Origin of the sequence: Vibrio floridensis (assembly GCF_021852965.1) — a bacterium.
GTDB lineage: Bacteria > Pseudomonadota > Gammaproteobacteria > Enterobacterales > Vibrionaceae > Vibrio > Vibrio floridensis.
In genome coordinates this window covers 275,604-294,598 of sequence record NZ_JAKGCY010000004.1, presented here as the reverse complement: position 1 = coordinate 294,598, position 18,995 = coordinate 275,604, and the positions used below count along the sequence as shown (strand labels likewise).

At 46.8% G+C, this 18,995-nt stretch carries 12 protein-coding genes; 9 read left to right on the top strand and 3 right to left on the bottom strand.

The window, feature by feature from the left end; translation table 11 throughout:
• The first annotated feature begins 38 nt into the window (after positions 1–38).
• The 4 genes from LZU85_RS09550 (at position 39) to LZU85_RS09535 (ending at position 4,362) form a co-directional block, all read left to right on the top strand.
• On the top strand, positions 39–2,528 hold the full coding sequence (locus LZU85_RS09550) for a bifunctional diguanylate cyclase/phosphodiesterase (RefSeq protein WP_237286953.1): 2,490 nt from the start codon (positions 39–41) through the stop codon (positions 2,526–2,528).
• A 169-nt stretch (positions 2,529–2,697) separates the two neighbouring features.
• Positions 2,698–3,291, top strand: coding sequence for a hypothetical protein (locus LZU85_RS09545; RefSeq protein ID WP_237286952.1), 594 nt, complete (start codon positions 2,698–2,700; stop codon positions 3,289–3,291).
• The gene (locus LZU85_RS09540; protein ID WP_176297221.1) at positions 3,292–3,660 is read left to right on the top strand and encodes a response regulator; all 369 of its coding nucleotides are present in this window, start codon (positions 3,292–3,294) and stop codon (positions 3,658–3,660) included.
• An 87-nt stretch (positions 3,661–3,747) separates the two neighbouring features.
• On the top strand, positions 3,748–4,362 hold the full coding sequence (locus tag LZU85_RS09535) for an EAL domain-containing protein (protein WP_237286951.1): 615 nt from the start codon (positions 3,748–3,750) through the stop codon (positions 4,360–4,362).
• A 175-nt stretch (positions 4,363–4,537) separates the two neighbouring features.
• Here the strand turns inward: LZU85_RS09535 and LZU85_RS09530 are convergent, their stop codons facing one another.
• Complete coding sequence (locus LZU85_RS09530) at positions 4,538–6,550, bottom strand: methyl-accepting chemotaxis protein (RefSeq protein ID WP_237286950.1); 2,013 nt, start codon at positions 6,548–6,550, stop codon at positions 4,538–4,540.
• Positions 6,551–6,712: 162 nt separating this feature from the next.
• Positions 6,713–8,998 carry a YgiQ family radical SAM protein gene (locus LZU85_RS09525; RefSeq protein WP_237286949.1) on the bottom strand — a complete coding sequence of 762 codons (2,286 nt, stop codon included), beginning with the start codon at positions 8,996–8,998 and terminating at the stop codon, positions 6,713–6,715.
• 433 nt (positions 8,999–9,431) lie between these two features.
• Here LZU85_RS09525 and LZU85_RS09520 point away from each other — a divergent pair, with 433 nt between their 5' ends.
• The 4 genes from LZU85_RS09520 to LZU85_RS09505 all read left to right on the top strand — a co-directional run bounded on the left by LZU85_RS09520 (position 9,432) and on the right by LZU85_RS09505 (position 15,311).
• Entirely contained in the window at positions 9,432–11,666 is a 2,235-nt protein-coding gene (locus LZU85_RS09520) for an EAL domain-containing protein (protein WP_237286948.1), read from the top strand.
• A 101-nt stretch (positions 11,667–11,767) separates the two neighbouring features.
• Positions 11,768–14,230, top strand: a complete 2,463-nt coding sequence (locus LZU85_RS09515; protein ID WP_237286947.1) for an EAL domain-containing protein — start codon at positions 11,768–11,770, stop codon at positions 14,228–14,230.
• A 90-nt stretch (positions 14,231–14,320) separates the two neighbouring features.
• Positions 14,321–15,007 carry a hypothetical protein gene (locus tag LZU85_RS09510; protein ID WP_193785079.1) on the top strand — a complete coding sequence of 229 codons (687 nt, stop codon included), beginning with the start codon at positions 14,321–14,323 and terminating at the stop codon, positions 15,005–15,007.
• Between the two features lie 103 nt (positions 15,008–15,110).
• Positions 15,111–15,311, top strand: coding sequence for a DUF4250 domain-containing protein (locus LZU85_RS09505; RefSeq protein ID WP_013571464.1), 201 nt, complete (start codon positions 15,111–15,113; stop codon positions 15,309–15,311).
• An 11-nt stretch (positions 15,312–15,322) separates the two neighbouring features.
• On the opposite strand, the gene metR is transcribed toward LZU85_RS09505, so the two are convergent.
• On the bottom strand, positions 15,323–16,234 hold the full coding sequence (gene metR / locus LZU85_RS09500; RefSeq protein ID WP_017421925.1) for an HTH-type transcriptional regulator MetR: 912 nt from the start codon (positions 16,232–16,234) through the stop codon (positions 15,323–15,325).
• Positions 16,235–16,553: 319 nt separating this feature from the next.
• Between metR and metE the strand changes: the two genes are divergently transcribed.
• The gene (gene metE / locus LZU85_RS09495) at positions 16,554–18,890 is read left to right on the top strand and encodes a 5-methyltetrahydropteroyltriglutamate--homocysteine S-methyltransferase (RefSeq protein WP_237286946.1); all 2,337 of its coding nucleotides are present in this window, start codon (positions 16,554–16,556) and stop codon (positions 18,888–18,890) included.
• The last annotated feature ends 105 nt before the right edge of the window (positions 18,891–18,995 follow it).

Below are 18,995 nucleotides of genomic sequence, written 5' to 3'. Positions count from 1 at the left end.
TTATTGCATACAACGTTAAGGCTGGAGCGTTAGGAAACGTGCATTCGATTTCAGATCAAAAAATACTGCGGCTTATACGCATCATTCCGCTAGGTATTGTCACGATTTTTATGTTGGTGCTGGTGGTGATGGTTGTGAGTGGCAACAATACTAGAACACATCAACTGGTGGACATTCTGCGACAGGACTTTACCGACAGTCAAAAAGCGGATGTGGCTAGGCAAGTAGAAAGTGTTTACCAACAGCTTGAATATGAGCGTAGTCAAGCCCTCCCTCTTCTTAAAGAGTCTGTCAAAGCGAGGACTCTGGAGGCGTATCAGATTGTTCAAAGCATTTACAATGCCAACATCGACCTTCCGCAAAGTGACGTTATCCAACTGGTGATGGACGCACTAAGGGATGTTCGTTTCAACGAAGGGCGAGGTTATTATTTCATCTATCGGATGGATGGCACCGCAATCATGCACCCTTTACGTCCAGAGTTAGAGCAAACATCCGTGTTGGGAATGCAAGATGCCCAAGGTAGTTTTGTCGCCCAAGATATGATTAAAAAGATACGCGCCTCAACGGATGGCGGGACCTTCCTAAGTTGGTGGTTTCAAAAGCCAGGTTATGGCAAAGAGGAATTTCAAAAAGTCGGCTACGCGAAACATTTTGCTCCCTACGATTGGTTTATCGGTACAGGGGAATACGTTGTTGATGTAGAAGCCTACATTCAAAAACGCATGCTCCAATGGCTGTCTGAGTTCCGTTTTGATCGCAATGGTTATATTTTTGTCCTCAATTTAGAGGGGGAAACGATCGCCCATATCGATCGGAGTCTAGTCAACATCAATCAACCAGATCTCGTTCAGCTATTTCTCAATGAACTGAGTCAAACCGACCAGCCAAACGCTGCCTTTGTCCGTTATACCTCGGCCTATGTTCCTAGAGAGGTTGCTGATGGAGAGAAAATGAGTTACGTCAAGCTCATGCCTGAATGGGGATGGGTGATTGGTGGTGGTCTCTATTTGTCAGAAATTGAAAAGTTTATAGCGAAACAGGCTCGAGAACTAAAAGAACGTAACCGTTCTGAGTTGTTTAAAATCTTAACGTTGTGTCTACTTTTAGCATTTATCCTAGCCTCGCTTTCGCTCGCGGTTAGTCACTACATTGGTAAACGTTTTAATCAATATCAGAAGCGTATTCGTCATGATTTCAAAAAACTAGAACAGAGTCAGAAGCTGCTTTCGTACCAAGCGAAACATGATTCACTCACCAAATTGCCAAATCGTTCATTGCTGGAAGAACAAATCGTCACGGGGATGAAGCGTTGCCAGCAAACGGGCAAGCACCTTGCGGTCATGTTTGTCGATCTCGATAACTTTAAGAAGGTCAATGACCAACACGGTCATAAAGTGGGGGATGAGCTGTTACTTAAAGTTGCGGAGAAGTTTAGTAGCCTATTGCGTCCAACCGACAGTGTTGCCCGTTTTGGTGGTGATGAATTTGTTTTCTGCTTTGGTGATATCGAGAACCATCAACAAGCGGAAGTTCTGGCGGAAAGCGTGCGTAGTTCGTTAAGGGAACATTTTATTTTGCACGGTGCATTAGTGTCCACCTCATGCAGTATCGGTGTCGCCATGTATCCAAGAGATGGCGACAATGCGGAGCAGTTGATCGGCAATGCAGATATTGTCTTGTTCCGCTCGAAGATGCATCACAAGGGACAGGTGATGTTTTATGACCAGAGCATCAATGAACAGGTTCAGTATGATTTCTTGTTGGAAGATGAGCTTAAGTACGCGATTGAGCGAGAAGAGCTTGAACTTTACTATCAGCCACAAGTGAACCCTAGAACTGGGGAAATAGAAAGCGTTGAAGCATTGTGTCGTTGGACAAATGGTTATTTAGGTTCGGTTTCGCCATTGAAGTTTATCCGTATTGCTGAGCTTTCAGGACAAATATTGACTATTGGTGATTTTGTGTTGAGAAAAGCCTGTTCTGACATGAAGTGGTTATCGAAAATGACAGGTAGGACCTTGCCGGTGTCAATTAACATATCGCCGAAGCAGCTTATTCAGAAAGGCTTTGTTAATGACGTCTATTGCGTAACGCGCGAATTTAATATGGATAGTCGTTTGATCACCTTAGAAGTGACCGAAAACGTGTTTATCGAAGAGCTAGATAATGTCAAACCCATCATAGAGGAACTCCGTCATTTGGGATTTCACATTTCTCTTGATGATTTCGGCACAGGTTTCTCGTCACTCAGCTATCTCAACGCTCTACCTATCAGTGAAATCAAAATTGATCGCTCTTTTGTCAATAACATGCTCAGTAGCGAGCAAAGCGAAAGCTTGGTTAAAACCATCGTGGCGATTGGCCATTCCAATCGTATCGCGGTGGTGGCAGAAGGGGTAGAAACGGTGGAACAACAGATTCGTCTTCATCAGTTAGGCTGCGATCGTCTGCAGGGCTACCTTTTCCACAAGCCACTAACCTTAAGCGCACTCGCGGAATTATCGACAGTCGACACACCGGTTTGATTTTCGCCAATGACAAGGCTGCTAGGTCTCTTGCATCTAAGTTGATCTCGCAGTCTTTCTTTATTGCACTCCCTAACCATCTCATCCATCGACACCGCAGGCAAATTTTCTGCCACTCTAGTTTTTATACGCTAGGCTATTTATAAGCATATCAATTTAATGGTGGACTATGACCGCGCATCTCAAATTGTTGGCAAAGATAGCGTTGGCAAATTGGTTGGTGATATCTCTGATGGTTGGGTTCAACCTGCTTTCTGCGATGAGTGCGCTTATCGCTTCGATGGTCATCACAGTACTGATTGCTCAGGATAGGAAAGAACATGACGTAGAAGGAAAACAGCTGCAGTGGTTACGGCATTCGATGATCCCATTTCAACAACAGCAGCTTAAACGTTCGATCGATCTCTCTGAAATTGCAGTGGCTGAGCTACTAACAACAATTAATCAATGTACGTCACCGCTGGTTTCGCTAAATCCACCTTATTCATTAAATCCTACACAGATTGACGAAATACAAGCACATCAAAACCGTCTGATTACCTTGCTGCAGTTTGCTGACACCTGTCATCAACTCCAGCAAGGGGTGCTCGACCTTTCAGAACAATATCAACACGCTTCACCGACATTGAATGAACAGCAATGGCAGCAACACTGCGTTGAGTTACAACAGCGTCTCAATGACATCGCGAATCGAACCGAAAACGCATCCTCTGCATGGGCAGAAGGAGGGGAGGTCATTGTGTTTCATGAGCAGGGCAAATAAATGAAGAAAAACATTTTAATCGTCGATGATTCGGAGTCACTCAGACAAGTGGTGAGTATTGCGCTAACGGGAGCTGGGTTTAGCGTCATTGAAGCAAAAGATGGCGTGCAAGGGGTGGAACGTTTAAACGGCGAGCGAATCCATCTGATCATTAGTGACGTCAACATGCCAAACATGAACGGCATCGACTTCATCAAACAAGTCAAGCAGCACACCAAGTACCGTTTTACGCCCATCGTGATGCTCACTACCGAGACGCAGCAATATCTGATGGAAGAATGTAAGAAAGCGGGGGCAAAAGCGTGGCTGGTGAAGCCATTTCGTCCAGAACAGATGTTGTCCGTCGTATCGCGCTTTTTAATGGACTAAGAAATCAAGATGCAGGGAGTCGCTTGATGGCGCTGAAGAGATTTGTTTTACCTGACTGCATCACCATTTACGAAGTAACGCAGATTTATGAAGAACTCGTTCAATCGCATGATTGAACAGTTAACGCGCTTCAACGTGTCACGTTTAAGCCGCGTGGTGAAAACGTTAGAAAAGCAAGGTATCGATACGTTGAAGATGGTGTTTGCCCTCAACATCAGTGTGGTGGAGATTCTCAATGTCGATTTTGTTGACGAAATTCAGCAAGAGATTAATAAAGTGGGGCTCTCGCCAGCACAGATTAAATTGGAGTTAACAGAGTCTGCCTTGATAGATAACTTCAACTATGTCAATCAAGTGCTTGAGCAGCTGCAAACACTAGGCTTTCGTATTTCCATAGATGACTTTGGCACCGGCTTTTCCAGTTTGAGTTATCTTTGTCGTCTGAGCTTTGATGAAATTAAAATTGATCGCGCATTTGTGGCGGAAGTGGTCAACGATAGTCGTCTGCAGACGGTGTTTAACTCGATAGTCTCGTTGGCGTTGAACCTTAACAAGCCGGTGGTTGCCGAAGGGGTAGAAACCCGTGAACAGCTGGCTTATGCACGAGCAAAAAAAGTGGATTGCATTCAAGGCTTCTACTTCAGCAAGCCACTGACTGAAGACGATTTTATTGCCTACGTGCTGCAGCATCAAATGGACTGATCAATCCTATCCTGACTCCATTGACGAGATCCGCAGGGATAGACTGGTAGTCACACTGTGGATTGCGTTAACCGAACACCCAATGTGGTCAACATTTAGTTACTAGTTACCGGCACAACGAAAAAGATAAAGGCGCGGATGCGCCTTTATCCTTTTTAGTTAGCGTGAACCAGAATCAGAGTTTAAAGCGCGCAACCACGGCTTCAAGCTCTTCGACTTTTTTGTACAACAAGTTGACCGCTTTGGCACCATCCTGAGTGGAACGGACCGAGTTGTCTGCGATTTGGCTAATGGTGCTGATATCGCGGGACATTTCTGCGGTGGCAGTAGCTTGCTCGTTGCCCGCGTTGGCAATCATTTCAATCATGTGGTTGACATCTTGTGCTCGAGAAACGATTTGTGTGAGAGCCTGCCCGGCAGAGTTAGAAAGATTTACTCCCTCGGCAACAAGTTGCGTGCCTTCGCTCATCCGTTCCACCGCTTGGCGCGTTTCATGTTGAATCGAGGTAATTAAACCACCCACTTCTTCGGTTGCTTTCGAGGTGCGCTCAGCAAGGCCTCGCACTTCATCCGCCACGACTGCAAACCCGCGGCCAAGATCTCCCGCCCTTGCTGCTTCAATGGCTGCATTCAGCGCGAGTAAGTTAGTTTGTTCAGCAATGTCGTTAATCACTTTAATCACATTGCCAATTTCTTCCCCACGTTTACCTAAGCTATCCACGGTTTCGGCCGTTTCGTTGACCACAGAGGAAATCCTATTCATGCCATTGACCGTTTCTTGCATCAATTTTCCACCATTGGTTGCTTCCTCTCCGGCGACTCGAGCGCTTGCCGCGGCCTCTTGGCTTTGATCGGCGACTTGTTTAACCGTTACCGTCATCTCTTCAACGGCACTTGCGATCAACGTGGCTTTATCTGCTTGCTCTTGAATACCACTTGCTACTTCTCGGCTCATGGCATCAACGGTTTGTGTGTTGCTCGCGACCTCTGTTGCTACAGACGCTATATCAGACATCACATTGCGCAGCGAAATCTGCATTTCATCAATCGCGCTTGCGAGATCACCTAACTCGTCTTCGTTATTGTCTGCAATCGCTGAAGTGGATAAATTTCCTGCTGCAATCGCTCTTGCTTTCGTCACGAGTAAATTGATCCGCTTTTTGACGCTGTTGGTTAGCCACCAAGCAACAAACGCACCGATGATCACTACACTGACAACATTAATACTTAACCAGACTATGATCGTATTCATGTTGTCATTTAAAACACCAAGTGCCCATACGGCGTCATCTTTTTCTTCTTGAGAAGAGCCATCGAGAATATCTTCAAGGACATTGATATGTGATTTTTTCAATTGCCCTAGTAAGTCGATTGCTGCAAACTTATCACTTGGTTTGTAACCATCGAACACCTCTTGAGCCACTTTAACGATTTCCAAATAGTATTGTTCTATTTGGTTAATATCTCTTAGTTCATTGGGTTTCTGCTCTAATGGCTTGAGTGCTTGCAAATACTCGGAAAATGACTTTGCATCCTTGGCAAATGCGGCTTGTGCATCAGGTTCGCCCATCATATAGCTGTTGAGTGAGGCAAGCATATCACCCGCTTCATCGATTAACTCAAGGTAGTAGCGCACGCCGGGTAAGTCATCGTTGAGTGATTCCGCTAAATCGGTGGTGTTGTAGGCATCGGAAAACTCTTGTTCTTTTGCGGTATCGAGTAAGGTTTCTAAAGGCGCTCCGACATTTCTGTTTAGCATGGCAATTTTATCTCTCGCCATTCTTTCTTGGTCTGGAGAGTATTTACCGAAGACATTGGTTGTGACCTGAGCAACATAGTCATTCGTTAATGATAAAATTTTATCCATCTTCTCGATGTCACTCGCTTTGTTCGATTCCAAAGGACGTAAGATGGAATAATAGTGCTTAAATTCTTCAGCATTTTGCTTGAAGTCGGCTGCTTCTTCCGTTGACCCATTCATGTACTTCAATGCATTGGTTTGCAGATCGCCCACTTCGTCAAGTACGTTCAAGTAAGCGAGAACACCAGGAACATCATCAGATTCAATTTCTCGTGAGACGGTTGCCGATTGGTCGACAAGAGACCAAACCATAAAAGCCAGTGCCAAAGTGGTGGCGACAATAATGGAAAAACCTAAATATAAAGAGTGGGACAGTTTGAGTTGCATTATTCTCTCTCCAATAAGAGCAAGCTTTTTGAATAAAGTATGGAGAGGATTTGGGTAAGTGCAAAAATAAACTGATAAAAATATCGATATGGAAAGAGTTGTCCAACTTACCAGAATATTTTAGGGATAAAAAAACGCGCTCGCGCGCGTTTTTTTATCGGCTTAACGTTGTCGACTCTGGGTTGGTCGAGAGCCTTGAGGTTGTGAGTTACCACCGCGAGGGTTTTGCTTACGTTGGCCATTGTTTGTGACGTTCTGACCACCTGTTTTGGCGCCACTGCGTTTCGCTTGCCCCGGATTGGCGGGTTTTCCGCCATTTTGACGCTGTTTATCACCTGGGAAACCCGGTTGGGTGCTGGTGTGTTTGGTAGCAAAACGGTTGGCACCATGGCGGCCTGATTTACGACGCTGTGCTGGCGTGCGAGCATCCACATCTTCCGCAGGCACCAAACAGCCCGGTTTATCACCGATCAAATACTTTTTACCCATGCTGATCAGTGCTTCTCGGATTTGCGGCCAGTTGGCTGGATCGTGGTAGCGCAGCAGTGCTTTGTGCAGACGACGCTGACGTTCCCCTTTAGCGACAGGCACATCTTCACGCTGCTTATACTTAACGCGCTTCAACGGGTTAGTCTCAGAGTAATACATCGATGTTGCGTTACACATCGGCGATGGGTAGAAGTTCTGTACCTGATCGCACTCGTAATTGTTCTTTTTCAGCCACAGTGCCAAGTTCAGCATATCTTCATCGGTCGTGCCCGGGTGAGCAGAGATGAAGTAAGGGATCAGATACTGCTTCTTGCCCGCTTCTTGGCTGTACTTATCAAACATCTCTTTGAAGCGATCGTAAGTGCCCATACCCGGCTTCATCATCAGGTCGAGAGGGCCCTTTTCGGTGTGCTCAGGCGCAATTTTCAAGTAACCACCAACGTGGTGTGTGACCAGCTCTTTGACGTATTCTGGTGATTCAATCGCGAGATCATAACGAACGCCCGAGGCGATCATCACCTTCTTCACGCCCTCTACCTGACGCGCTGCGCGGTAAAGGTCGATGGTGTGTTTATGATCGGTATTGAGTTTATGACAGATACCTGGGAAGACACACGATGGGCGACGACAGTTGGCTTCGGCTTTTGGATCGCTACAACCGAGACGATACATGTTGGCCGTTGGCCCGCCTAAGTCAGAAATGGTGCCTGTAAAGCCAGGCACTTTATCGCGGATTTCTGCCAGCTCGGTCAAAATCGACTCTTGTGAACGGTTTTGGATGATGCGTCCTTCGTGCTCGGTGATTGAGCAGAATGAACAGCCACCAAAACAGCCACGCATGATGTTGACTGAGGTTTTGATCATGTCATAGGCAGGAATCTTCGCCTTACCATATTTCGGGTGCGGAACGCGCGCATATGGCAAGCCGAACACATAATCCATCTCTTCGGTGGTCAGCGGGATCGGCGCTTGGTTTACCCAAAGCTCGCGGTTTCCGTGACGCTGGATCAGTGCGCGGCCAGAATAAGGGTTGGTTTCCAAGTGGAGGATACGGCTGGCGTGCGCATAAAGAATGCGGTCGTTTTGTAGCTTCTCGAAACTTGGCAAACGCACCGCCGTGGTTGCGGCGTCGTGACGCGAAGGGCGAATGGTGATCGGCTGCGCTTTGGGCTCTTCCGATTTGGTTTCACACTGCGTTTCCACTTCGTATGGATTTGGCGGAATAAAGGCTTCTTTACGTGGCTTCTCGATGCGTGAGGAATCGATGATGGTGTAGCCTTCGGGCTCTGCCGCAAGGTTAACCGCGGTGCCACGAATGTTGGTCATTTGAGCGATCTCTTCGCCCTCAGCCAAACGATGCGCCACTTCCACCAGTGCACGTTCTGCGTTACCAAACAACAAAATGTCTGCTTTGGCATCAAGCAAAACAGAGCGACGCACTTTGTCGGACCAGTAATCGTAGTGAGCAACACGGCGTAAGCTAGCTTCAATGCCGCCTAAAACGATAGGCACGTCTTTATAGGCTTCACGACAACGCTGCGAGTAAACAAGAGTGGCGCGGTCTGGGCGCTTGCCGCCTTCATTGTTTGGCGTGTAGGCGTCATCGTGACGTAATTTTTTGTCTGAGGTGTAGCGGTTGATCATCGAGTCCATGTTGCCTGAGGTAACACCAAAAAACAGGTTTGGTTTACCCAGCGACATGAAGTCGGTTTTGTCTTGCCACTGTGGTTGAGCAATGATGCCCACGCGAAAGCCTTGTGCTTCCAGCAAGCGACCGATGATCGCCATACCAAAACTCGGATGGTCGACATAGGCATCGCCAGTGACTAGGACAATGTCACAGCTATCCCAACCCAATGCGTCCATCTCTTTTCTGCAGGTTGGCAGAAAAGGCGCGGTGCCAAAACATTCGGCCCAATATTTTTTGTGGGTATGGATAGGGGTAATATCGCTGTGCATAAAATAACCTCAGATTTTGCGAGCGCGAATTATAGCGGCTTGTGAGACCACTATCCACCACTACATAACCCAAGTTTTTGGCAGGGTATTAAGAGCTTGATTCGATATAAAAACGAGTGCGTTTTTCAGTTAACTTCAAAGTTGAGACATTTTGCATAGACTATACTTATAAAACAAGTGGCTTATAGGGGTTAACGCTATGGATAGCAAAACAATTCAAACAGAGAACCAAAATGGCACTCAGCCCCTTTCTTTACCTAAGTTAGGTGAAATCGATTGGCAGCTTAATCTGGATTCAAAAGAGTTTCATGCTGATGAAAACGCATTCGTTACCGTATTTGGGCTTGAAAGAAACATTTTGCACGCAGAGGAAGTGCTAAAGCGATTGGCACCCAGCCAGCGGCAAATCGCGATTGATACTTTTCGCCATGTGATGAAGAGTGGTGAATCGCAAGTATTCCGTTGTTGCCTTGTCTCTCCATTAGAGCGTGTTCATTTTGTTGAGTTTTACGTAGAGAAAAAAAATAGTCAGACCTTAGTTGGTACGCTCACACCGCTTTTAACGATAGAGTCCTGCATACAAGTGGCAGAAGTCTTTTATTCTCTGTTTGAAAATCCACATCATGGCGTGGTGATTACGGATGAGGACACCAGAATATTGGTATGTAATCAGTATTTTGAAAATACAACTGGGTATCAAAGAAAGGATATTACTGGTTTAAAAACCAGTATTTTTAATGCCGAAAAGCATTCTGACTTGTACTACCAGAACTTATGGAAACAACTTAAAGAGCTCAATTATTGGTCTGGTGAAATCCTTACTCGAACCTACTCGGGAGACAATGTTCCTCAGGAGTTAACGATTCAGAAGATCAGTGATGGCGTTGGAGGGGCATACTATGTCGGTATCAGTTCCAACCTTTCAGAGCGATTACATAGCATTAATGACAAAGATAATGGTGGTATTGACCTTCTTACTCAACTACCGAGAAAAGAACGCTTTCTTGATCAACTAGAGGGCTTGTGCCAAAGCAATAATAGTGATGTCGGCCTTATTATGCTTGCCATTCAACCTAAGTATGTTGAAGAGAACCCGTCGGCGATAAAAAAAGAATTTGCCCGTTTTTTACAAAATGGTTCAGGCGCAACCTTATGTGGTTATCTGGGTTCAGATAGATTTGTCGTGTGTTTAAAATTTTCGAAAACACAGATCGCACATATTCGCCAGATCAACCAGACCATAAAGCGTTTTTTCTCAAGCTTCCGAATGGCAGAAAATGAAATATCAAACGCTTTGACTCAAGGGAGTATTGGTATATCGGTACTCGGTATTGATGCCAAAACGCCACGCAGTTTGTTCTCCCATGCCAATCAAGCGTTGCTAGAAATGCATTCTGGTCACAAACATCGCGTCTCGTTCTATGATCAAGCGATTCACAAGCAGATAGAGCAAAAAAAAGCGACTGAAATCAAACTCACTGATGTGATTCTCAAGCAAAAAATAGAAGTGTTCTATCAGCCAATTATTGATTTGAACTTATGGGAAGTCTCGAAGTTCGAAGCATTATGTCGATTCCCAGAAGAGTTAAGCTGCGAAACATCGGTGCAGGAACTGATTAATATCGCAGAAGACCTTGACTTGATTGAAGAGCTGGATGTTGCCGTTGCGAAAACAGCACTAGATGCGCTGCCCGAGCTGCAGAAATCGTTTGGCGATCAGGTCGGGATTACCTTTAATCGCTCAGTTCATACCTCTGCGAGCATCGCTCATATTCTTAGCCAAACAGCGAAAATGATTGTTGAGAGCCAAGTCTCTCCGAGCAAGGTGACGGTTGAGATCACCGAAAATGCTTATTTTGAAAGTGAAGAGCAACAAGCCAATGGGCTGAGAGAGTTACGTGAAGCAGGTGTTACGTTGGCCGTCGATGATTTTGGTACTGGATACTCTTCCTTTGAGTATCTGAATCGATGCAACTTTGATGTTTTAAAGATAGATCGCGCTTTTATTAAAGACATTCAAGTCAATTCAAATCAGTTTCGTATTGTTAAATCGCTGACAGAACTTTCACATCAACTTGGGTTGAAAGTTGTGGCGGAAGGCGTTGAAACTGAGCATGAGTTGACGCTTATGGTTCAAGTCGGAGTTGATTATGCTCAGGGCTACTTCTTTTCTAAACCTTTTGCGCTTAATAGTGATTCAAGTGAAGAGTTTGGTCAGTTTGACTTAACTGTATTTCCTAAACAGTTTGGTGAAAGAGGGGGGCTGCTTCATCTCGTTACCCCGAATGTGCCACATCTGGACCCTGGAGACCCTATTTCTCTTGCTCACGAGTATTTTGAAAGAGAAGAACTCAACATTTTACCTGTTGTTGCAGAAAGAGTTTGTGTTGGATTTATTGACAGAGAAGCGTTGAATCTGCACTTAACGCCCGCAATGGGAACGGACTTAGAATCAATGAAGGAAGCAACAATTTGGAAAAAAAGAGTAAATCAAGTCATGGTTTTAGGTTTTTCTGAAGTGAACTGGCAAACTCGTCTGAGTGCGCTGCCTAGCATAATGAGCCAAAATGAAACATTTCCTTGGATACTGATCGACGAACGTGGGCATTACAAAGGAGTCATAGAGATGCATTCATTACTTCGATATTTAAAAGAGAAGATCATGTAAATCGGCTGGTGTAACCGCGCCCCATCACCTAATTTTAAAGAGGCTAGGTTTTTTACTAACGTCAACGCAGTGGCTAGCGTGAGATTCGTTAAGGAAAAACTATGTTACGACGCACCAGAGGGGATCCGAGTTCTGGCGACAGTGCTGCTCGTCTAGAAACGTATGAATGGCATTGGAAGCACGGTGAGTCTTGTTTGCAGGTGAGCGAAGAATTATTTCGTCATTTTTGGCGTGTCGGACTGAGTGATGACGTCAGCGCATTGTTTTGGTCTTCGTTTACTACCATCGATAAACTGCAATTGCTCAACTTGCTCGACCGAGCATGCCAAGCAAAAAAATCAGGCAGCTATCGTTGTTGGATTAGTATCAACTCGGTCAGTCACTATGTGCTGTTTCGATTTGTTCCCCAAGCGGAAAATGCCGTAGCGGGGGAAATCCGCAAGCTGTTTAGTGTCGATAGCAAAGGAAATGAGTTTTCGACGCTGTTTCGCCAAGCGTTCGACAATGATCATCATGGCATTTTGCTCACGGATGCCGCGACACAGATCTTGCTGTGCAATCGCTACTTCGAAAATCACACAGGTTACAAACTCAATCAAATTGTCGGGCAGTGCGCGTCGATTTTGGATTCAGGCAAACACAGCGATGAGTTTTATCAAAGCATTTCTGAAGAGGTAAACAGCAAAGGGCTGTGGCAAGGCGTGGTGCTTATTCGTACCTTTGGTGGTGCGATTGTGCCGCAAGAACTGACGCTGCAAAAACTCACTTGTGACGACAAAGTCTATTACCTTGGTTTGTATGTTGATTTCTCTGACCGCCTCTATCGTCTGGCCGATATGGAGCATGGTGGTGTGGAGTTGTTGACACAATTGCCCACAGAAAAACAGTTTACCCAGCAACTGACGGTGCGCTGGATGGACTCGAATAATGATGACTTGTTAATGGTGCTGGCATTTTTGCCCAATTTCGCGGCAGGTGATGAATATGAACTGAAACAACGTCTGTCGGAAAGCTTAGAGAAAAACCGCGTCAGTAGCACCGTGGGCTATTTAGGCGGCAACCACTTTGTTGCGGCGATTGAATGCAACAAAAGCCAAGGACCGAATCAGGTTCAAATCATTCATCAAACCATCCGTAAGTTTTTCGCTCAGCTGACCCATTTGAGTGGTGAGGAAGTGCAAAATGCGGTGTTGCGCGGCAAAGTGGGTGTCTCGATACTGGGGCATGATACACAAAACCCTAAAGTGATGGTGTCACACGCGGTACAAGCGATGCTGAACCACGAAGGGGCTTACAAGGGGATGATCACCTTTTACCACGGCTCCATTCACCGGGAAGTTTTGCGACGCCGAGAGCTGGAAGAGTTGGTGGTGCGGTCTATTCGTGAAGAGTCGGTTGAGGTGTTCTATCAACCCATCGTTGATACGGTAACGTGGGACATTGCTAAGTTTGAAGCGCTGTGCCGTTTTAAAGACAAACATGGTCAGTGGCAAAATACTCAAGAAATGGTCGGCATTGCGGAAGATCTTGAAATGGTCGCTGATCTGGATTGGACAGTAGGCAAGAAATCGTTGGAAGGGTTAAAGGCGATCCATCAACGTTTTGGCCAGCGGATTGGCATCACCATCAATCGCTCACTCAACACCAAGTTAGGTGCAGAAGAGGTGTTACAAAACGCGGAGCAGATGGTTTGCATGTACGCCGATACGCCGGAACTCGTGACAATAGAACTGACGGAAAGCGCGTATTTTGATAGCGAATCGAACCAATCGGAACTGATAAAACGCATTCGTCACTTAGGCGTTAGTGTCGCCATTGATGATTTCGGAACGGGTTATTCTTCGTTCACCTACCTCAGTGATTGCAACTTTGACTTGCTCAAAATCGACAGAGAGTTTGTGACCAATATTCGTATAGGTACGCATAAGTACCACATTGTGCGAATGATCACGGAGCTATCCCATACCCTAAACGTGAAAGTGGTGGCCGAAGGAGTGGAAACCAAACAGGAATTGGAAGTCTTGTGTGGGTTAGGGGTCGATTTCATTCAAGGCTACTTTTTCTCCAAACCTCTACCTCTGGAGCAACTGCACTTAGCTTGGAACTACCAATCTCAGTTGAGTGATTTCCTTGAGAGTAACGAGAGCGTGCGCAATAGGAGTGTGTTAAGGCTCTCTTTAGCGACGCAAAGCACGCTTGGGCCGCAAGATACCGTTGGGCAAGCAAAGGCGCTTTTGGATGCCGGCACCCTTACGGTGATACCGATTGTGGATGATGATGAATGCCTCGGTATTGTCGATAGTGAAACGCTCAACTTGCATCTTTCCGCTACGTTAGGCACAAAACTGGAAACGATGAAAGATCTCACTTTATCTAAACGGACGCTAAATCAGGTGATGAAGACTCAGTTCTCGAGCATCAGCTACCAGACCAAAGCGGTGGATATCGGCGTGTTGATCGTTCAAGAGTTGCCATTACCTTGGATAGTGTTGGATGAGTTGGGCAAATACATGGGCGTCGTGACGCAAAAAGAGGTGCTGCGTTACTTTGCTCAGGGATGTTAGGCATGTGGCAATCTTAAGCACATCAATTGCTGTTCTCTAGAGCTTTGGGTATCATGCCTGCCCAGTTTTAGTCGCATTATGTTGTTCATCATGATCCAGTTTTTACTCTCTTCTTTTGCTCCAATGTTGCTAGGAGCACAACTTGTTTTGACTCTTGTTTTGGTTAAAGGCGATATTTGCCCAGGTCAACGTGGTCGTATCCATAAACTCTTGCCCGCGATTGGTTTGATGTGGATGGCGGTCTCTTCAATTGAGATTGCGGCTTTTCTGGTGGTGTTTGCCATTTTCTATTTCTATTCCAAAGTACAAACCGGCAAAACGCGTGATGCAGGACCACTTTGGGTTCTCTACTTGGCCGATGGCTTAGCGGTCTCGTTTGTTGCGATTCAGGCGATGAAGCAATCCATGTGGGGCGCGTCTGTGGCGACAGTGATGATGGTGGTACTGCTTGGTGCGGCGTTTGCGCACTTGTTGTTAGTGATTGCTCGCTCACGTTTGCAAGCCTTCCACCGCATTTTGCCGTTTAGTGGTATTGTGGCGGCGATGGGCCTAGCGCTTTCGTTGCTGGCTGTTGCGTCCGGTTTTGATGAGCAAGCACAGACTCAAGCCACAACCTTGATTCTCACCAGCCTTGCGCTGGTCATTGGCGGTATTGTCGTGTGGTGTTGGCACATTTTCAGCGGAAAAACCGCCAGCAAGATCCAGCTTTCAACCGCGTGGGTGATGGTCGTGGCTGCGACCGTCTCTATGCAGATTTTGTTTGTGGTGAATGGATAAGTCTCATCTCTGACGAACATTCAAACATTTAGACCCGCTTCACTTTATCCCGTTGAAATAGTGACTACGCTTAATGGAGATGTACCAACAAAGGAGCGTAGTCATGGATCTGAGTAACGTCGCCCGTTTAGACAGCATTATTCTACTGGGCATCGTCAACGAGAAGTTACGACTGGAATGCGACAGCTTTGAAGAGCTGGTCAGCATGTACGAAATGGACGTTGAGCAAGTGGTCGGCAAACTGGATGTATTGGGTTATCAATACGATCCGCTTACCAACCAATTCAAATCATACTCTCGCTAGTGACCATTCCCTTAAGCCATCTTGATGCCATCAAGATGGCTTTTGCATTGCTGTCTCGCCGTCGCAAAGAAGGCTTGAAGATAGCGTTTGTCTTTATCGGCATTGCGTGTCGCGGCAAACAGTCGTCGCCACAATCCTTTACCTAATGGAATACTGGTGATCAGCCCTTGGCGGGAAAACTCACTGATCGCCCAGTTGGGCAAAGCCGCAACCCCCAAACCAGCCGAAACCATCTGCACTAGCATCAGTGTGTTGTCTGCTTGTTTCCAGCGAGCGGGCTCGACACCGGCGGGCGCCAAAAAGTGTTTCACCACGTCTAAGCGTTGTTTTTGTACCGGATAAGTCAACATGGTCTGATCGGCGAGATCGTCAGGTTGTAAGCGCTCTTTGCTTGCAAGAGGATGGTTGGTGGCGGTAATCAGGCGCATTTCAAAATCAAACAGTGGCTCGTAATGCACTTCAGAGCGAGGCTGAATATCGGACGTGATCACCAAATCCAGTTCGCCAGCCATCAAAGCGGGTAGGGGCTCAAAGCCAAAACCGGAGGAAAAATCGAGCGTCACGCTTGGCCAGGTTAACTGATATTCCTTCAGAGCAGGCATGAGCCACTGAAAGCAGGAGTGGCATTCAATCGCCATGTGTAAGCGGCCATTCACGTCTTCTTTTAAGCTCGCCAACTCATTCTCTGCTCTGGCTAACTTCGGCAAAATCTCGTCGGCTAAGCGCAGCAAAATCTCCCCTTCTGAAGTGAATTTGACGGGGCGAGTTTTGCGTAAAAAGAGCTGACCACCAATGCGCGCTTCCAAATCTTTAATTTGATGGGAGAGTGCCGATTGAGTGAGATGCAGTGAGGTTGCCGTAGCGGTCAATGAGCCAGTGTCTCGCAATGACGTTAGTGTTTTTAAATGTTTTAGCTCAATCATGAATCCCTCTCAACCAATCGCTCGTTACATGAGCCTTTTTAACTTACCCAGTTTTTTTGGAGCTGTAAACATCTAGACGTCTATTTATTTTGGTTGATGTTTCTTTTCTTATGATGAATTTTTCTAATAAACAAGTTGAATAAATGGAGATTGTCGAAACGCGAGGTTAGCGAGATAGTTTAGCCATCCAGACATCTTGTTGAATGAAGCGAACGAGATGCAACGGACGAGATGTCATGCATCCGCTCAGCAGCAGTTTGCGAGCAGCATAATCATCCCAGCATAGAAAAATCACGCATAAAAGAATAAGGAATTTGACATGACAACGACCACGCATATCCTTGGCTATCCCCGTATCGGCGAAAAACGCGAACTCAAATTTGCCCAAGAAAAATATTGGCGCGGTGAAATCGACCAAGCTGAGCTGAAAAAAGTCGGTGCGGAGCTGCGCCACAAAAACTGGCAAACTCAAGCCTCAGCAGGGCTTAGCTTTGCCGTTGCAGGGGACTTCGCATGGTACGACCATGTTCTGACCACCACCTTGTTGCTTGGCCATGTGCCAAAACGCCATCGTCATGGCTTCCCTGATTTGGATACCTTGTTCCGAGTGGGCCGTGGTCAGTCGCAATCGAGCTGTGCGTGTCATGGTGCGGCGGCGTCAGACATGACGAAATGGTTCAACACCAACTATCACTACATCGTGCCAGAGTTCAGTAAAGAGGACACCTTTGAAGTCAGCTGGCCGCAACTGTTTGAAGAAGTGAACGAAGCCGTACAAGCTGGCCACAAGGTAAAACCGGTGTTGCTTGGCCCACTGAGTTACCTCTACCTTGGGAAGGAAATTGAAGACGGATTTGACCGCTTAACACTGTTACCTCGTTTGCTCACCGCTTACCAAGCGATTTTGGCCAAGTTGGCCAAGCAAGGTGTTGAGTGGGTGCAAATTGATGAACCTATTCTTGCACTTGAGTTGGAAAAGCCATGGCTTGATGCATTTAAGCTTGCTTACCAAGTGATCCGCAGCGATGTAAAAGTGCTGCTGACCACCTATTTTGACTCTGTTGTTGATTCGCTTGATCGCATTGTCGAGCTCTCAGTGGACGGCCTTCATGTCGACCTTTCTGCCGCACCTGAGCAGTTGGATGCGGTGCTGGCTAAGTTGCCGCAAAATTGGGTGCTGTCGCTTGGGGTTGTCAACGGTCGTAACGTGTGGCGCTCGGATGTCAAAGCGCAGCTAGCGCGCCTGCTGCCCGTGAAAGCGGCATTAGGCGAGCGCCTTTGGGTCGCCAGTTCATGTTCGCTGCTGCATTCTCCGGTGGATTTAGAGCTAGAAGCGGGTTTGTCTGCAGAAGTGCGTAGTTGGTTTGCTTTTGCGAAACAAAAAGTGTCAGAAGTGGTGCTCCTTGGTAAAGCGCTGGATGGTGATGCGGCGTCGATTGCACAGTGTGAGGCGTACAGCCAGCCCATCCAAGCACGCAAATCGGCTGCTCATGTACACAAAGCAACGGTACAGTCACGAGTCAATGCTATTACCGCAGAGCTTGCTCAGCGCAGTGTGCCTTATGCTGAGCGTGCGCGACACCAAGCTGAGGTGCTGCAGTTGCCGCTATTGCCAACCACCACCATTGGTTCTTTCCCGCAAACCAGCGAGATCCGTGTTCAGCGCAGTGCCTATCGCAGCGGTCAGCTTTCTTCAGCAGAGTATGAACAAGCGCTAAAAGGCCACATAGCGGATGCGGTCAAACGCCAAGAAGCGCTCGATCTCGACGTGCTTGTTCACGGCGAAGCAGAACGCAACGACATGGTTGAGTATTTTGCTGAAAACCTGGCGGGCTTCCAAACCACGCAATTTGGTTGGGTGCAAAGCTACGGCTCGCGCTGTGTGAAACCGGCCATTGTGGTCGCGGATATTGAGCGCGAGCAGCCTATCACGGTGGGCTGGTCTACCTACGCCCAGTCGCTCACTTCAAAACAGATGAAAGGCATGCTGACGGGCCCAGTCACAATTCTATGCTGGACATTCCCACGTGAAGACATCAGCCGTAAAGCGATTGCCCAGCAACTGGCTTTGGCGCTTCGTGATGAAGTCTCGGATCTGCAAGATGCAGGCATCAACATCATTCAAATTGATGAACCTGCAATTCGTGAAGGTCTGCCACTGAAAAAACGTGATCATCAAAACTACCTAGATTGGGCAGTCGAAGCGTTTCGCATTTCAGCGGCGAGTGCGAGGCCAGAAACGCAGATCCACACTCACATGTGTTACAGCGAGTTCAATGAAATCATTGAGTCGGTGGCGGCATTGGATGCGGATGTGATTACCATTGAAACGTCACGCTCGAACATGGAACTGCTTAAAGCATTTGAAGAGTTCAACTACCCGAATGAAATTGGCCCAGGTGTGTATGATATCCATTCGCCAAACATTCCAAGCGAAGAGTGGATTGTCGATCTCGTGAAGAAAGCGGCGCAGAAGATCCCAGTAGAGCGTTTGTGGGTAAACCCAGACTGCGGATTGAAAACACGCAACTGGCCAGAAACCGAAGCCGCATTGGCAAACTTGGTGTCTGCAGCAAAACACCTGAGAAAAGAGTTCGCCAAGGAGACTACTGCTGTGAATAGCGAGGCAGTGGCAGACGTAGAAACAGAAGCTTAAAGCGAGTGTGTAAGAAAACAGAATGAGTCATAAAACAAAAGGGGTTGGCATAGTGCCAACCCCTTTTTCGTTCTATCGCTGCTCAGTCTTACTGACAAGAGGCAA

What these genes read in the sequence shown, in the direction of transcription:
- LZU85_RS09545 (WP_237286952.1), top strand. Translation starts at nt 2,698, where the DNA reads ATGACCGCGCATCTCAAATTGTTGGCAAAGATAGCGTTGGCAAATTGG.
- LZU85_RS09540 (WP_176297221.1), top strand. Translation starts at nt 3,292, where the DNA reads ATGAAGAAAAACATTTTAATCGTCGATGATTCGGAGTCACTCAGACAA.
- LZU85_RS09535 (WP_237286951.1), top strand. Translation starts at nt 3,748, where the DNA reads ATGAAGAACTCGTTCAATCGCATGATTGAACAGTTAACGCGCTTCAAC.
- LZU85_RS09530 (WP_237286950.1), bottom strand. Translation starts at nt 6,550, where the DNA reads ATGCAACTCAAACTGTCCCACTCTTTATATTTAGGTTTTTCCATTATT.
- LZU85_RS09525 (WP_237286949.1), bottom strand. Translation starts at nt 8,998, where the DNA reads ATGCACAGCGATATTACCCCTATCCATACCCACAAAAAATATTGGGCC.
- LZU85_RS09520 (WP_237286948.1), top strand. Translation starts at nt 9,432, where the DNA reads ATGAAGAGTGGTGAATCGCAAGTATTCCGTTGTTGCCTTGTCTCTCCA.
- LZU85_RS09515 (WP_237286947.1), top strand. Translation starts at nt 11,768, where the DNA reads ATGTTACGACGCACCAGAGGGGATCCGAGTTCTGGCGACAGTGCTGCT.
- LZU85_RS09510 (WP_193785079.1), top strand. Translation starts at nt 14,321, where the DNA reads ATGATCCAGTTTTTACTCTCTTCTTTTGCTCCAATGTTGCTAGGAGCA.
- LZU85_RS09505 (WP_013571464.1), top strand. Translation starts at nt 15,111, where the DNA reads ATGGATCTGAGTAACGTCGCCCGTTTAGACAGCATTATTCTACTGGGC.
- metR (WP_017421925.1), bottom strand. Translation starts at nt 16,234, where the DNA reads ATGATTGAGCTAAAACATTTAAAAACACTAACGTCATTGCGAGACACT.
- metE (WP_237286946.1), top strand. Translation starts at nt 16,554, where the DNA reads ATGACAACGACCACGCATATCCTTGGCTATCCCCGTATCGGCGAAAAA.